The organism is Amycolatopsis sp. (assembly GCF_035546795.1).
Classification (GTDB): Bacteria; Actinomycetota; Actinomycetes; order Mycobacteriales; family Pseudonocardiaceae; genus Amycolatopsis_E.
Window position 1 is genome coordinate 122,087 of the sequence record NZ_DASZWC010000030.1, and the last position, 14,024, is coordinate 136,110.

General features: G+C 71.2%; 12 protein-coding genes. 10 read left to right on the plus strand and 2 right to left on the minus strand.

The annotated features are described in order from the left end of the window. Positions 1 to 103: 103 nt before the first annotated feature. The 5 genes from VHD82_RS18995 to VHD82_RS19015 all read left to right on the plus strand — a co-directional run bounded on the left by VHD82_RS18995 (position 104) and on the right by VHD82_RS19015 (position 4,543). On the plus strand, positions 104 to 928 hold the full coding sequence (locus tag VHD82_RS18995; protein ID WP_325705228.1) for an ABC transporter permease: 825 nt from the start codon (positions 104 to 106) through the stop codon (positions 926 to 928). Further along, positions 913 to 1,623: an ABC transporter ATP-binding protein gene (locus VHD82_RS19000; protein WP_325705231.1), complete on the plus strand. Its 711-nt coding sequence runs from the start codon at positions 913 to 915 to the stop codon at positions 1,621 to 1,623. Before VHD82_RS18995 ends, VHD82_RS19000 begins: the two co-directional genes overlap by 16 nt. Further along, positions 1,610 to 2,620 carry an ABC transporter substrate-binding protein gene (locus VHD82_RS19005; protein WP_325705234.1) on the plus strand — a complete coding sequence of 337 codons (1,011 nt, stop codon included), beginning with the start codon at positions 1,610 to 1,612 and terminating at the stop codon, positions 2,618 to 2,620. The genes VHD82_RS19000 and VHD82_RS19005 overlap by 14 nt, the downstream gene beginning before the upstream one ends. 7 nt (positions 2,621 to 2,627) lie before the next feature. Next, positions 2,628 to 3,785: an LLM class flavin-dependent oxidoreductase gene (locus VHD82_RS19010; protein WP_325705237.1), complete on the plus strand. Its 1,158-nt coding sequence runs from the start codon at positions 2,628 to 2,630 to the stop codon at positions 3,783 to 3,785. 80 nt (positions 3,786 to 3,865) lie between these two features. Further along, positions 3,866 to 4,543 carry a DUF899 domain-containing protein gene (locus VHD82_RS19015; protein WP_325705240.1) on the plus strand — a complete coding sequence of 226 codons (678 nt, stop codon included), beginning with the start codon at positions 3,866 to 3,868 and terminating at the stop codon, positions 4,541 to 4,543. Between the two features lie 116 nt (positions 4,544 to 4,659). On the opposite strand, the gene VHD82_RS19020 is transcribed toward VHD82_RS19015, so the two are convergent. Next, positions 4,660 to 6,003: a hypothetical protein gene (locus tag VHD82_RS19020; protein WP_325705243.1), complete on the minus strand. Its 1,344-nt coding sequence runs from the start codon at positions 6,001 to 6,003 to the stop codon at positions 4,660 to 4,662. Between the two features lie 17 nt (positions 6,004 to 6,020). Next, the gene (locus tag VHD82_RS19025; RefSeq protein WP_325705245.1) at positions 6,021 to 7,592 is read right to left on the minus strand and encodes a S8 family peptidase; all 1,572 of its coding nucleotides are present in this window, start codon (positions 7,590 to 7,592) and stop codon (positions 6,021 to 6,023) included. A 174-nt stretch (positions 7,593 to 7,766) separates the two neighbouring features. On the opposite strand from VHD82_RS19025, the gene VHD82_RS19030 reads away from it, so the two are divergent. From VHD82_RS19030 to VHD82_RS19050, 5 genes are all read left to right on the plus strand, one after another. Continuing rightward, a complete protein-coding gene (locus tag VHD82_RS19030; RefSeq protein ID WP_325705247.1) occupies positions 7,767 to 8,627 on the plus strand; it encodes an SDR family oxidoreductase in 861 nt (286 codons plus the stop codon). Between the two features lie 122 nt (positions 8,628 to 8,749). Next, positions 8,750 to 10,390 carry an ABC transporter substrate-binding protein gene (locus tag VHD82_RS19035; RefSeq protein ID WP_325705250.1) on the plus strand — a complete coding sequence of 547 codons (1,641 nt, stop codon included), beginning with the start codon at positions 8,750 to 8,752 and terminating at the stop codon, positions 10,388 to 10,390. Then, positions 10,390 to 11,367 (plus strand): ABC transporter permease, encoded by a 978-nt coding sequence (locus VHD82_RS19040; RefSeq protein ID WP_325705253.1) that lies wholly within the window; start codon positions 10,390 to 10,392, stop codon positions 11,365 to 11,367. The genes VHD82_RS19035 and VHD82_RS19040 overlap by 1 nt, the downstream gene beginning before the upstream one ends. Continuing rightward, entirely contained in the window at positions 11,364 to 12,209 is an 846-nt protein-coding gene (locus tag VHD82_RS19045) for an ABC transporter permease (RefSeq protein WP_325705256.1), read from the plus strand. Before VHD82_RS19040 ends, VHD82_RS19045 begins: the two co-directional genes overlap by 4 nt. Next, entirely contained in the window at positions 12,206 to 14,017 is a 1,812-nt protein-coding gene (locus VHD82_RS19050; RefSeq protein ID WP_325705259.1) for an ABC transporter ATP-binding protein, read from the plus strand. Before VHD82_RS19045 ends, VHD82_RS19050 begins: the two co-directional genes overlap by 4 nt. Positions 14,018 to 14,024: the final 7 nt, after the last annotated feature.

Sequence of the window (14,024 nt, forward strand, 5' to 3'; positions counted from 1 at the left end):
CCGCGGCCGGGGTGTCAAGGGGTGTCCGGCATCCGGGAGGCGTTGACCGGGGGCGCCCGCGCACTGTTGCATCTGCGGCGAAACCGATCGACGGGAGAAAACAGTGTCGCTTTCCGCGCCGGGTGTCCTCGTGCGCCCGGAGGAGGCCGCCGGTGCCCCGCCGAGCGCGCCGCGCAAACGACGGCTGCCCGACCTGCGCCGCTGGCTCAGCCCGGTAGCGCTGCTGATTCTCTGGCAGCTGGCCAGTTCCACCGGCCTGCTCCCGCCCGACAAGCTCAGCTCACCCTGGACGGTGCTGCAGGCGGGCGTGGAAACCGCGCGTTCGGGCGAGCTGGGTGACGCGTTCGCCGTATCCATCGTGCGGGTCGGCGTCGGGTTCGCCCTCGGCGCGGGGGTCGCGCTGGTCCTCGGCGTCGCCGCGGGACTGTCGCGCTGGGGCGGGGTGCTCATCGACCCGCCGGTGCAGATGCTGCGCACCCTGCCGTTCCTCGGGCTGATCCCGCTGTTCATCCTGTGGTTCGGCATCGGCGAGGAACCCAAGATCCTGCTCGTCGCCCTCGGCGTCGTGTTTCCCTTGTACCTCAACATCTACTCCGGGATCCGCAACGTCGACGCCGATCTCGTCGAGGCCGCGTCCGCGCTCGGGTTCACCCGCTGGGAACGCCTGATCCACGTGGTGCTCCCGGCCGCGGTCCCGCAGACGCTGACCGGGCTGCGCCAGTCGCTCGGGGTGGCCTGGCTCGCGCTGATCGTCGGCGAGACGGTGAACGCCGGCGCCGGTCTCGGTTACCTCATCAACAACGCGCGAGAGTTCCTGCGCACCGACGTGATCGTGGTCGGCCTGATCGTGTACGCGGCGCTCGGGCTCGTCACCGACGCCGTGGTCCGCTTGATCGAACGGAGGGCGCTGCGGTGGCGCGGGAACTGATCGCGAAGGTGCACGGCCTGACCAAACGGTTCGGCGACCGGGCCGTACTGTCCTGTTTGGACATCGAGATCGCGCGCGGTGAGTTCGTGGCGCTGCTCGGCCGCAGCGGCTCGGGAAAGTCCACGCTGCTGCGGATTCTCGCCGGCCTGGACTCCGCTGTCGAAGGCGAAGTCCGCGTCGAGGGCAAGGTATCCGTGGCGTTCCAGCAGCCGCGCCTGCTGCCGTGGCGGCGCGTGTGGCGCAACGTGGTACTCGGGCTGCGTGAGCGGGGCCGCGATCGCGCACTGGCCGAGCGGGCGCTGGGCGAGGTCCAGCTGGCCGCGCACGCCGACGCCTGGCCGCGCACGCTCTCCGGCGGTGAGGCACAGCGGGTTTCGCTCGCCCGCGCGCTGGTCCGCGAGCCGGATCTGCTGCTGCTCGACGAACCGTTCGGCGCGCTGGACGCGCTGACCCGGCTCGCCATGCACCGGCTCGTCGAGGACCTGTGGACCGAGCACCGGCCGGGCGTGCTGCTGGTGACCCACGACGTGGACGAAGCGCTGCTGCTCGCCGACCGCGTGCTGGTGCTGGGGGAGGGGCGGATCGTCGCCGAACACGTCCTCGGCCACGCCCGCCCGCGCACCTTGTCCGATCACATCGACGTCCGCACCAGCGTGCTGGCCGACCTGGGAGTGACCGAATATGCGACTGCGTAACGTTTTCGTGGCCGTCACCGCGCTGGCGCTGAGCCTCACCGCGTGCGGCGGCCCGACGACGGGCGCCACCGGCGCCCCGGTGCCGCCGCCGGTCAGCGCGGCCGACCTGGCCAAGGTGACCTTGAAGGTGGGCGACCAGAAGGGCGGCTCGCAGGCGCTGCTCAAGGCGGCCGGCCTGCTCGACGATCTGCCCTACAAGATCGAATGGTCCACCTTCACTTCGGGCCCGCCGCTGCTGGAAGCGGCCTCCGCGGGCGCGATCGACATCGGCGGTGTCGGTAACACGCCACCGATCTTCTCCGCCGCGGCGAAGGCCAAGATCTCCATCGTCAGCGCCGCCCAGGGCGATGTGACCGGTGATGCCCTGCTGGTGCCGCCGGATTCCACGCTGCGCTCGGTCGCCGATCTCAAGGGCAAGACCATCGGCGTGGCCAAGGGAAGTTCGGCGCACGGCCAGATCCTGCTGACCCTGCGCAAGGCCGGTCTGTCCACAAAGGACGTCAAGATCTCGTTCCTGCAGCCCGCGGACGCCTATGGCGCCTTCACCCAGCACCAGATCGACGCGTGGGCGGTGTGGGACCCCTACACCGCGCAGGCGAAACTCGAAGCGTCGGCCGGGGTGCTCGCCAACGGCGTCGGCACGGCGAACGGCTACACCTTCGAGGTGGCCGGAAACGCCGCGCTGTCCGACGCGGGCAAGAACGCCGCGCTACGGGATTACGTGGTGCGCCTCGCCAAAGCCCAGCGCTGGTCGGACACTCACCGGGACCAGTGGGCGCGGGTATGGTCCGCCGAAACCGGGTTGTCCCCGGAGGTGACCAAGGCCTCGGTGGCCAACGGGCCGGATCTGCCGGTGGCACTGGACGACAAGGTGATCGCCTCGGAACAGGAACTCGCCGACGCGTTCAGCGACGACAAGGTGTTACCGGGCAAAGTCGATTTCGCCCAGTTCGTCGACGGCCGTTACGCCGCCGACCTGGCCGCCGCGAGGGGATGAGGTCACCATGACCGTCACACCACATTGGTTCCTGCCCACGTCCGGCGACGGGCGCATGATCGTCGAACGCTTCCACGCCAACCGTTCGCCCGGCCCGGCGGCGAAGCGCGAGCCGGACATCGGGTACCTGGCCGAGATCGCGCACGCGGCCGAGCGCCTCGGTTTCGAAGGCGTGCTGACACCCACCGGCACCTGGTGCGAGGACGCGTGGCTGACCACCGCCGCGCTGATCCGCGAAACCCGGCGGCTCAAATATCTGGTCGCTTTCCGCCCCGGCGTCATCTCCCCGACGCTGGCCGCGCAGATGGCCGCCACGTACCAGCGGATCTCGGACGGGCGGCTGTTGCTCAACATCGTCACCGGCGGGGATTCGGTGGAGCAGCGACGTTTCGGCGATTTCCACGACCACGACCAGCGTTACGCGCGCACGGACGAGTTCCTGTCCATCGTCCGCGGGGTGTGGAGCGGCAAGCCGTTCGACTTCACCGGCGAGCACCTGTCGGTCTCCGGTGCCACCGTGCTCGCGCCCCCGGACCCCGTGCCGCCGCTGTACTTCGGCGGCTCGTCCCCGGCCGCGCTGCCGGTGGCGGCCCGGCACGCGGACGTCTACCTGACCTGGGGTGAGCCGCCGGACCAGGTCGCGGACAAGATCGGCCGGGTGCGCCGGCTCGCGGAGCAGGAAGGACGGCGGGTCCGGTTCGGCATCCGGCTGCACACCATCAGCCGCGACACCTCGGCCGAGGCGTGGGCGGAGGCCGCGAAGCTGCTCGACGCGCTGAACCCGGAGCAGGTGGCCAAGGCGCAGGCGCAGCTCGCCGCGAGCGAGTCGGACGGGCAGCGCAGGATGGTCGCCCTGCACGGCGGCGGGCTCGACCGCGGCGTGCGCGGGCTCGAGATCCACCCGGGGTTGTGGGCGGGTATCGGCCTCGTCCGGGGTGGTGCCGGGACGGCGCTGGTCGGCAGCCACGGCGAGGTCGCGGACCTCATCGAGGAGTACCACGCCCTGGGCATCGAGGAGTTCGTGCTCAGCGGGTACCCGCATCTGGAGGAGGCCTACTGGTTCGGCGAGGGCGTGCTGCCCGAACTGGCCCACCGCGGGTTGCTCAAGGGCTCCCGGGACGAGCGGGCCGGCCTCCCCGAAGAGAGGTATATCGCCGCTCAATGAGCCCGGACCGATGACTTTCGCTCCCGGATGTGGTCCAACCTTGAGAGACATCCGAGAGCGGAGCGAGGAGCGAGGTCCACGTGAGCACCAAACCACTACCCCCGGTCGCCGACGAAGCCACCTGGCGCAAGCAGCTGGACGAGCTGCGCGCGCGGGAGAAGGCGGCGACCAGGGAGCTCGACGCCATCGCCGCCCAGCGCAGGCGCCTGCCGATGGTGCGGCTGCCCGGCTACACCCTGCGGGACGCCGGCGGCCCGGTCCGGCTCGTGGATCTGTTCCGCGGGAAGTCCCAGCTGATCACCTACCATCACATGTGGTCGCCGGGGGAGGAGTGGCAGTGCCCTGGCTGTACCGGGTTCACGTCGCAGTTCTGGAAACTGGACTTCCTGGACGGCTACGACGCCCGGTTCGTCATCGTCACGCAAGGTGAGATCGACGAGGCGCTGGCGTACAAGAAGCGCGTCGGCAACGCGATGGACTGGTACTCCACGGCCGGCAGCCCGTTCGGCGCCGACGTGGGCGCGCCCGCGGGCGGCGGGTTCGCGATCAACGTCTTCCTCCGCGACGGGGACACTGTGTACCGCACCTGGCACACCGACGGCCGCGGTTGCGAGCAGCTGAGCCACACGTTCCCGTTGCTGGACCTGCTGCCCTACGGCCGGCAGGAAGAATGGCAGGACGTCCCCGACGGCTGGCCCCAGTCGCCGACGTACACCCGCTGGTGGTCCTCCGACCGCTACGCCCAGTACGGGTCCTGACGGGCGGGTGAGTCCGGAGGCCGCGCCCCGCTCCGCGGCCTCCGCCGAGCGACGCGACGTCGCTGCCGCAACGTGCCCACCGCCGCGGCAACGGTCCACAAGGGACAACGCGGCTCTCACGCGGTGCGCGCGGCGAGCACGGCCAGTTCCGCGATCTCCGGTTTGCGGATGTCGGAATGGGCGCCGGAGAACGAACTCCCCCGCACGTTGTTGATCACGTCCCCGGCGTGGACGCGGTAGAACGTGCCGGGCTCGAACCGTGGTGGCAGCCCGGCCGGGATCCTCGCTTCCGCGCTGGGATCCACGTCCTGATAGCCGTCCGAGCCCATCCCGCCCCAGCGGTCCGCTTCCTTGGCTTGCAACCCCTCGCCGGTCAGGAACGAAGCCCGCGGATACCAGACGCCGACCGCCCAGTCGAATTCGCTGTAGGTGGCCAGCAGCGGACCGTGCACCCGGTCGCCCATGCCGTTCAGCGCGCCGGGGCGGCCGAACGGATTTCCTTGCGCGGGCGAGAAAGCCCAATGCGAGAAGGCGCCCTGCAGCAGCAGCAGCGAATGCACCGGGCTGTTTCCCGGCGAATCGATTCCGGCGAGCGCGAACGAGACCAGGCGTGCGCCGAAACTGTGCCCCAGCAGGTGCACCCGCACGTCCGGAGCCCGCGTGTGCAGCTGCCGCAGCAACGGGCCGAGTCCACTTCGGCCGATGTCACCGGCGCGTGTCTTCATGATGTTGTAGGAGAGCACTCGCACGGCGTCCTTCGCCCCGGCGACGGCGCGGCCGAACCAGTCGCCGATGCCCTGTGCCGAGGAACCCGGTGGTGCGCTGCCGAACGCCTCCGCGACGGCGCCGTAGGCGGTCTTCGGATCGTCGGTGAGCAACAGGGACAGTTCCCCCGAATCCTCCGGCTCGTCGCGCGGCGGCGGGACGAGCGACTGCAGCAGCTCGTGGATGTGCGCCAGGGTCTGTTCCTTCGACTGCTCGCTTTGTGGTGCGACGGAAGGCTTTTCCGCGTCGTCGATGAGCCCGCCCAGTTCGGTGAGCGCCTTGCGCTGGGCCTCGTCGGGAAAACCCGGTGCGAGTGACTTCGCGATCTCCGCGCCGGAAACCGCCGCCGTACCCGCGTTGAGATCGACCACGGCGCCCGCGTCGGCCTGCGTCGAACCGGCCTGCGGGGGTGCGATCGCAGGCGTGGGCGGGAACCACAGCGAAGGCCAGTAGATCCCGGCGAACCCCAGTTTCCCCAGGGAGGTCCCGGCGTCGCGGATCATCGGGAACATGCTGTCGTACAAGGACCGGGCGTCGTTCTGCGCGGTGCCCCACCCGTGGCTGAACAGGAAAAGATCGCTGGGCGCCTCGGCCGCCACCTCGTCGAGGAAGTTCGCTCTGTCCTGATCGGGGATACCGCCCTTCTCGTCGAAGACCAGATCCCATTCGGCTTCGCCGGTACTCAACCGTTTCATGGCTGCCGTCCTTCCTGTCACACGTTGGCGAGCATGCGCATCAGATCGACCAGCCCGGCGCCCTGGGCGTACCGCTCGCGGCCGAGGTCGATCGCACTGTCGGTGAGCAGCGCCTTGACCTGGCGCGGCCTGCCGATGAACTCCGGCCGGGCGGACAGGAACGCCGCGACGACGCCGGAAACGTGCGGCGCCGCCATCGAGGTGCCGGACTGCTCGGCGTAGGTGAGGAACTCCTCCGGCGGGGCGCCGGGCGGGGGAGTCAGCCCGGCGCGGTCCCGGACTTCCCCGGTGGCGGCCGAGGAGATCCACTCGCCGGGCGCGACCACGTCCGGTTTCCGGCGCCCGTCGAGGGTAGGCCCCTTGCCGGACGTCCACGTCACGCCGAACGCGTGCGGCGCGTCGCGATGGGTCGAGCCCACGGCGATGCAGTCCTCGGCGTGCGCCGGTTCGGTGATCGAGCCCAGCACCGCCGAGGTGTTCGACGTCTCCCCGGCCGCGGTGCGGGCGCCGTAGTTCCCGGCGGAGACGACCACGACCACGCCCGCGGCCACGAGCTGGTTCACGGCCTGGCACAACGGCGACTGGCCCGCCGCGTACTGGTCGGGTTTCCACTCGACGCCGAGGCTCAGGTTCACCCCGTGCACCCGCGGCACGCCCGGATCGATGTTGACCTCGGTGCGCAGGTACGTCAGCGCCCGGATCACCGCGCTCGACGACGTGACCCACACGCCCGTCGGCTTGCGGCGCATGACTTTGATGCTCAGCAGCTCGCATTCGGGCGCCATCCCCGACAACGTGCCGACGTGGGCGCGCTGCACGTAACCCGCGTTGCCCGGGTCGTCGGATTCCGCGACATACGGGTGTGCGCCTTCGGGGGTGCACCCGGCGATGATCCCGGCGACGTGTGTGCCGTGCCCGGCTTCGTCCACCAGGGCCCGCTTGGGGTCGTCGCCCGCTCCGGAGACCGGGCCGTTGCCGCCGGGGTCGACGTAGTAACTGAAATCGCGGTGCAGCCTGCTGGTCTGACCGCGCAGCGAGGCCGCGTCGTCGTGCGCCAGCTCCAGCCCGCCGAAATGCGGGTGGCCGGCGTCGATCCCGCTGTCGATGACCGCCCACACGATGCCGCGGCCGCGGGCGCCGTAGGACTGCCAGGCCGCGTTGGCCTTCACCGTCGGCGCGGACCGGTCGATCTGCGGGTGCAGCGGGTAGTCCGGCCACACCCGGAAGATCGTGGGCGGGCGGCCTTCGGCGCGCTCGTGGTCCCGCTGCACCATGCGCCGCAGATCGGCCCGGGTCAGCACGCATTGGTACAGCTTCGGGGCGATCAGCGCCAGGCCGGACGGCACCCGTGGCTCCACGAGGTTCGCGGGATCCTCGTCCTCGGGCCACCAGCCGCCCGCCACGTCGGCGAATTCCCGCCACAGCGCGTAGAACTCCCGGCGGACGGCGGCGAGGCCGCCCGGGTAGTTGACGTTGAGCTCGACGAGCATCGGCACCTGCTCGCCGGAGCCAGGGGTTTCCCCGTCCGGCGGCAGGTTGAGGTCACCGACGATGGGGGAGCGGTGGCGTCCCTCCGGTTCGTAACTCACCATCAACTCCCCACCCGCGGGCAGCACCGCCCGCGCATCGCCTGGTACCTCAGCATTTCCCGGCAGGGGAGCGGAAAGCTAGGGCCAAAGGCACTCAGCAGGGGTGCCCCCTACCGGCGCCGGGGCGGTTTCTGGGGTGACCCGCCGCCGGAGTCCTTCGTTAGCGTCCAGACCATGACCGACAACGCGAAAACCGTGCTCATCACGGGCACCTCCTCCGGGGTCGGCCTCGCCGCCGCGATCGCCGCGGCGAAGGCCGGCTACACCACCGTGGCGACCCTGCGGAACCTCGACGGCGCCGGCCCGCTCAAGGAGGCGGCCGCCGAAGCCGGGGTGGACCTGGACATCCGGCGGCTCGACGTCACCGACAGCGAGTCCGTCGCCGAGGCCGTGGACGGGGTGCTCCGCACTTACGGCCGCCTCGACGCCGTGGTCAACAACGCCGGGGTCGGCAGCGTCGGCACGCTCGAACTCCTTGCGGTGGAACAGATCCGGGCCGCGGTGGAGGTGAACTTCTTCGGCGTGCTCGAGGTCAGCCGGGCGGCGCTGCCGCACCTGCGCGCCACCGGCGGCAGGCTGATCACCGTCGGCAGCGCCTACGGGGTGGTCGGCCAGCCGTTCAACGAGCCCTACTGCGCGGCCAAGGCGGCGGTGGAGGGATACATGGAAAGCCTGGCTCCGGTGCTCGCCGAGGTCGGGGTCACCGTCGCGGTGATCGAGCCCGGCCCCATCTCGTCGTCGTTCGTCGAGAACATCCCGGTGGACCGGCAGGCCATGCTCGCCGGCGCGGGCCCCTACAAACCGGCCTTCGAGAACTACCTCGTGCACATCCCCAAAATGATCGCCGACGAGGTGCAGACCCCGGCCGAGGTGGCGGAAACCGTGCTGTTCGCGCTCACCGACCCCAGCCCGCCGTTGCGGCTGCAGACCTCCGAGTTCTCCCGGGAGTTCGTCGCCGCGAAGCTCGCCGACGTCGACGGCACCGCGATCCAGTCGGTCACCCGGCAATGGCTTGCTCCCGCGGAGACTCCTTAGCGCGGCGCGGCTACCCCTGTACACCCCTATTTTTCCCGGATCGGCACCCCTGTTCCGGGGCGCGTTCCCACCAGGTTTTCTGGGGTAACTCGCCGTGGAGATCAGTTGTTACGGTCCAGGGCGTGCGACGTCTCCCCGCTTTTCCCCTGTTCAGCGCCCTGTTCCTGATCGTCTGCGTGGCCCTGTCCGGCTGCACGGGCGGGACCGGGGCGGACGCCGGCGCGTCCTCGCCGAAGGCGGGAGGAACGGTGACCTACGGCATCGACACCGCGCCCGCGTGCTTCGACATCCACGCCAGCTCCGCGGACATGGTCGCCGAAATTCAGCGCAACGTGTTCGACTCGCTGGTCTCCGAGGACACCGGGCACACCTTCCACCCGTGGCTGGCCGAATCCTGGACGGTGGCCGGCGACCTGAAGAGCTACACGTTCCGGCTCCGCCACGACGTGACCTTCAGCGACGGCACCCCGTTCGACGCCGACGCCGTGAAGGCGAACTTCGACCACATCGTCGCGCCCGCCACCAAATCCCAGTACGCCAAGAACCTGCTCGGCCCGTACCGCGGCACGGAGGTGCTCGACCCGTACACCGTGCGGATCGACTTCACCCAGCCCTTCGCCCCGTTCCTGCAGGCGGCCAGCACGGCGTATCTCGGTTTCTACTCGCCGAAGGCGCTGGCGGCGAACGCGGACAAGCTCTGCGCCGGCGGCCCGGCCGACGTCGGCAGCGGACCTTTCCTGTTTTCCAGCTACACCAAGGGACAGAGCATCGTGCTGACCCGCAACCCCGGGTATCGCTGGGGCCCGGCGAACGCGGCGCACACCGGGCCCGCGTACCTGGATTCGCTCGTGTTCCGGGTGCTGCCGGAGGATTCCACCCGCGTCGGCGCCCTCACCAGCGGCCAGATCGACGGCGCGAAATCGGTGCCGCCGCTGCAGGTGAAAACCGTGGAGGCCGATTCGGGCGTGGCGCTGCTGCGGATGGACCAGCCCGGCGAGCCCTACGGTCTCTACCTCAACACGAGCGCGGCGCCGCTGGACGACCAGCGCGTGCGGCAGGCCGTGCAGGCCGGGATCAACGTGACGCAGGACGTGCAGGCGGTCTACTTCGGACAGTACAAACAGTCCTGGGGGCCGCTCTCGCCGACCACCCCGTCGTACGACCCGGGCGTGGAGAACTCCCGGCATTACGACCCGGCCAAGGCCAGCCGGCTGCTCGACGAGGCGGGCTGGACGGCGCGCGACGCACAAGGGTTCCGCACCAAGGACGGGCAGCGGCTGAGCCTGTTCTGGCCGGCGCTGCCCGCCGCGAGCATCCGTGAACAGCGTGCCCTGCTCGACCAGGCGGTGCAGGCGGATCTGGCCCGGATCGGCATCGACGCCCCGCACCCGAACGTGACGGCCGCCGAGTACAACCAGCGGGTCGCCTCCGGCGGGTTCGCCCTGTTCACGGTGAGCTGGGCCAGGGCCGAGCCCGATCTGCTCCGGCTGTTCTTCGCCAGCGGGAGCAAACCGCCGGCGGGCGACAACGTCGCGCACCTCGCCGACGCGCAGGTGGACCAGTGGACCGCCGCCGGAGCGTCCACAACGGACCAGGCGAGCCGGGACGGGGTCTACTCCCAGGTGCAGCGCCGGGTGCTCGAACTCGGCGCGATGGTCCCGTTGTACGTCACGGCGATCATCGACGGCTTCGCGAAGAACGTGCACGGGGTGGCGTTCGACCCCAACGCGTGGCTGCTGTTCTACGACGCCTGGAAGGCATGATGACCGCGTTGACGATCGCGCCCGGCCCCGTGCTGGGCACCGTTTCCCGTGCCGTCGGCAAGCGGCTGCTGGCCGCCGTCGCCGTGGTGCTCGGCGCCGCGACGCTGGGATTCATCGCGCTGCAACTGCTTCCCGGTGACCCGGTGGACTGGCTGCTGGGCCCGAACACGATGGCCACCCCCGCGCTGCGCGACCAGGTCCGCCAGGACTACGGCTTCGACCGGCCGGTCATCGTGCAGTACCTCGGGTACCTGAACGACCTCCTGCACGGGCGGCTGGGCGAGTCCTACCAGCTGCAGCAACCGGTGGCCAAGCTGATCGGCGACCAGCTGTGGTCCACGGTGCAGCTGGCGGTGGCCGCGCTGGTGCTCGCCCTGCTGCTGGCCGCGGTCGCGGCGGTGACCACCGCGGGCGCGCGGCCGGTGGCGCGGGGCACCGTGTCGACGGCCGAGCTGGTGGTCACGTCCGCGCCCCAGTTCTGGGTGGGCATCCTGCTGCTGACGGTGTTCTCGTTCCAGCTGCGCGTGTTCCCCGTCGCCGGGGCGCAGAGCTTCGCCGCACTCGTGCTGCCCGCGATCACCCTCGCGCTGTCCATCGCCGGAGTGCTTTCCCAGGTGCTGCGGGAAGGGCTGGAGGCGGCGCTGGCCCAGCCGTTCATCGTGACCGCACGAGCCCGCGGGCTCAGCGGGACGGCGGTGCGCCTGCGGCACGCGTTCCGCCACGCCGCCGCTCCGTTGTTGACCCTCACCGGCTGGGTCACCGGCACCCTGCTCGGCGGGGTCGTGCCGGTGGAGACCGTGTTCGGCAGGCCGGGTATCGGCTCGCTCGTGCTACAGGCGGTGACGAGCCGCGACATGCCCGTGGTGATGGGCGTGATCGTGCTGTCCGCCGTGGTGTTCGTCGCACTGTCCACTGTGGTCGATCTCGTCCACCTCGCCCTCGATCCCCGCATCCGCACCCAGGAGGCCGCCACGTGACGACCGCGGAACTCACCCTGCCCGCGCGCCGGGCCCTGCGGCGCCCGGCGGTGACGGCCGCCGGGGTGCTGCTCGCCCTGATCGTGCTGGTCGCGATCGCGCCGGGGCTGTTCACCCACGCCTCGCCCACCGACACCGACATCCTGCAGCCGCTGGTGCCACCCGGCCCGGCGCACTGGTTCGGCACCGACCAGCTCGGCCGCGACGTGTTCACCCGCGTGCTCTACGGCGCCCGCCCGGCGCTCGCGCTCGGCGCGATCGCCACCGTGCTGGCCGTCGCCGGGGGCATCGTGCTCGGCCTGGCCGCCGCGCTCGGCGGCAAGGTGCTCGACCAGATCCTGATGCGCGTGGCGGACGTGTTGCTCGCGCTGCCCGCGTTGCTCTTGGCGTTGCTGGTGATCGCGGTGCTGGGCTCCGGCACGGTGAACGTGGCCGTGGCGGTCGCGGTGGCGTTCGTCCCGCTCTACGCGCGGCTGGTGCGGGCGGAGGCGCTGGTGGTCCGCCGCTCGGGTTACGTGGAAGCGTCCACCAGCCTCGGCTCACCGCGGATTTTCGTGGTGTGCAAGCACATCGTGCCCAACACGCTCGGCCCGCTGCTGGTGATGGCGACGGTCGGGTTCGGCACGTCCCTGCTGTACTCCTCGGCGCTGAGCTTCTTCGGGCTGGGGTTGCAGCCGCCGGCACCGGAATGGGGCGCGATGCTCTCCGACGGCAAGGACATCCTCGCGTCGGCCTGGTGGGTGGGCGTTTTCCCGGGTGCCGCCGTCACGATCACCGTGATCGCGGTGAACGTGGTGGGCCGCTACGCGCGCACCCGGCTGGCCGGAAGGACGGACTCATGACCGGCCTGGTCGTCGACGGGCTCGACGTCACCTTCGGCACCAGGGACAGGCCGGTGCACGCGGTGCGGGACGTCTCGTTCCGCGTCGGACCCGGCGAATGCCTCGCGCTGATCGGCGAATCGGGCTCGGGAAAGAGCGTCACCGCGCGGACCCTGCTGGGGCTCACCGGTTCCGGCGCCACGGTCTCGGCCCGCGAGCTCAGCTCCGAAGGCACGGACCTGCGCGCGCTCAGCGAAACGCAGTGGCGAGCGCTGCGTGGCCGGGCGATCTCCCTGGTCCTGCAGGACGCCATGGTCGCACTGGACCCGTTGCGCCGCAGCGGATCCGAGATCGCCGAGGCGGCGCGTACGCACGCGAAGCTCGGGCGCGCGGAAACCCGGGCCGAAGTGCTGTCGCTGCTCGGCAAGGTCGGCGTGCCCGAGCCCGAACGCCGCGCGCGCCAGTACCCGCACGAGCTGTCCGGCGGGTTGCGCCAGCGGGCGCTCATCGCGGCAGCCATCGCCGCCGGGCCCCGGCTCCTGCTTGCCGACGAGCCGACGACGGCGCTCGACGCGACGGTGCAGGCGCAGGTGCTCGACCTGCTGGGCGAGCTGCGCGGCGAAGGCATGTCGCTGCTGCTGATCAGTCACGACCTGACGGTCGTGGCCAGGCTCGCGGACCGGGTCGCCGTGATGTACGGCGGCCGCATCGTGGAAACCGGCCCGGCCGGGGAGATCCTCGCCGAGCCGCGGCATCCGTACACGCGGGCGCTGCTCGCGGCGGTCCCGGCGGGGGAGAGCCGCAACAGCCTGCTCGCGCCTTCGGTCACGTCGCGCCCGCCGGCCGGGGAGCACGGATGTCCTTACGCGGCAAGGTGTTCGCTGTCGGACGACCGCTGCCGCGAGGAGCTGCCCGCACCGGTGGCCGCCGGCCAGGGGCACGGCTTCCGGTGCTGGCACCCGCCTTCGGGCCCGGTCACGCGCGAACGGCAGGCCGCCCCGTCGGCGGCGCCCGCCGGCCGGGTACTCGTCGAGGCCGAGAATCTCGTCAAACGGTTCCGCGCCGGCCGCGTCTGGCACGACGCGGTGCGGGACGTCTCGTTCCGGATCCACACCGGCGAGGTGCTCGGGGTCGTCGGCGAATCCGGGTCCGGCAAGTCCACCACCGCCCGCATGGTGCTGGGCCTGACCACCCCGGACGAGGGCCGGGTGTCGTTCGACGGGCTGGCCTGGAGCGAACTGCCGGAACGGGCCCGCCGCCGGCACCGCTCCCGCCTCCAGCCGATCCAGCAGAACGCGCTCGGCTCCTTCGACCCGCGACTGACCGTGGAAGGCATCCTCGGCGAAGCGGTCGCGCGCGCCGGTGTACCGCGTGGCGCGCGACGGGCCCGCATCGCGGAACTGCTCGACCACGTCGGGCTGTCCCGCACGCTGCTGGGCAGGCGGCCCCGGGAGCTGTCCGGCGGGCAGGGCCAGCGGGTCGGCATCGCCAGGGCGCTCGCCCCGTCGCCCGAGCTGATCGTGTGCGACGAACCGGTGTCCGCGCTGGACGTGTCGATCCAGGCGCAGATCCTCGACCTGCTCGCCACCCTGCGGCACGAGCTCGGGCTGGCGCTGCTGTTCATCTCGCACGACCTGGGCGTCATCCACCACCTCAGCGACCGGATCCTGGTGATGAAGGACGGCCGCGTGGTGGAGGAAGGCGACGCCGCCAGGGTGTTCGCCGAGCCCCGTGACCCGTACACCCGTGAACTGCTCGCCGTGACCACCCTCCGCCCGGGAGCGGATCCGTCGCCGCCCGGCGGCCGGGTGCTCTCGCTGCCCGGCTGAACCCGCG

What these genes read in the sequence shown, in the direction of transcription:
- VHD82_RS19050 (WP_325705259.1), top strand. Translation starts at nt 12,206, where the DNA reads ATGACCGGCCTGGTCGTCGACGGGCTCGACGTCACCTTCGGCACCAGG.
- VHD82_RS19040 (WP_325705253.1), top strand. Translation starts at nt 10,390, where the DNA reads ATGACCGCGTTGACGATCGCGCCCGGCCCCGTGCTGGGCACCGTTTCC.
- VHD82_RS19030 (WP_325705247.1), top strand. Translation starts at nt 7,767, where the DNA reads ATGACCGACAACGCGAAAACCGTGCTCATCACGGGCACCTCCTCCGGG.
- VHD82_RS19010 (WP_325705237.1), top strand. Translation starts at nt 2,628, where the DNA reads ATGACCGTCACACCACATTGGTTCCTGCCCACGTCCGGCGACGGGCGC.
- VHD82_RS19005 (WP_325705234.1), top strand. Translation starts at nt 1,610, where the DNA reads ATGCGACTGCGTAACGTTTTCGTGGCCGTCACCGCGCTGGCGCTGAGC.
- VHD82_RS19020 (WP_325705243.1), bottom strand. Translation starts at nt 6,003, where the DNA reads ATGAAACGGTTGAGTACCGGCGAAGCCGAATGGGATCTGGTCTTCGAC.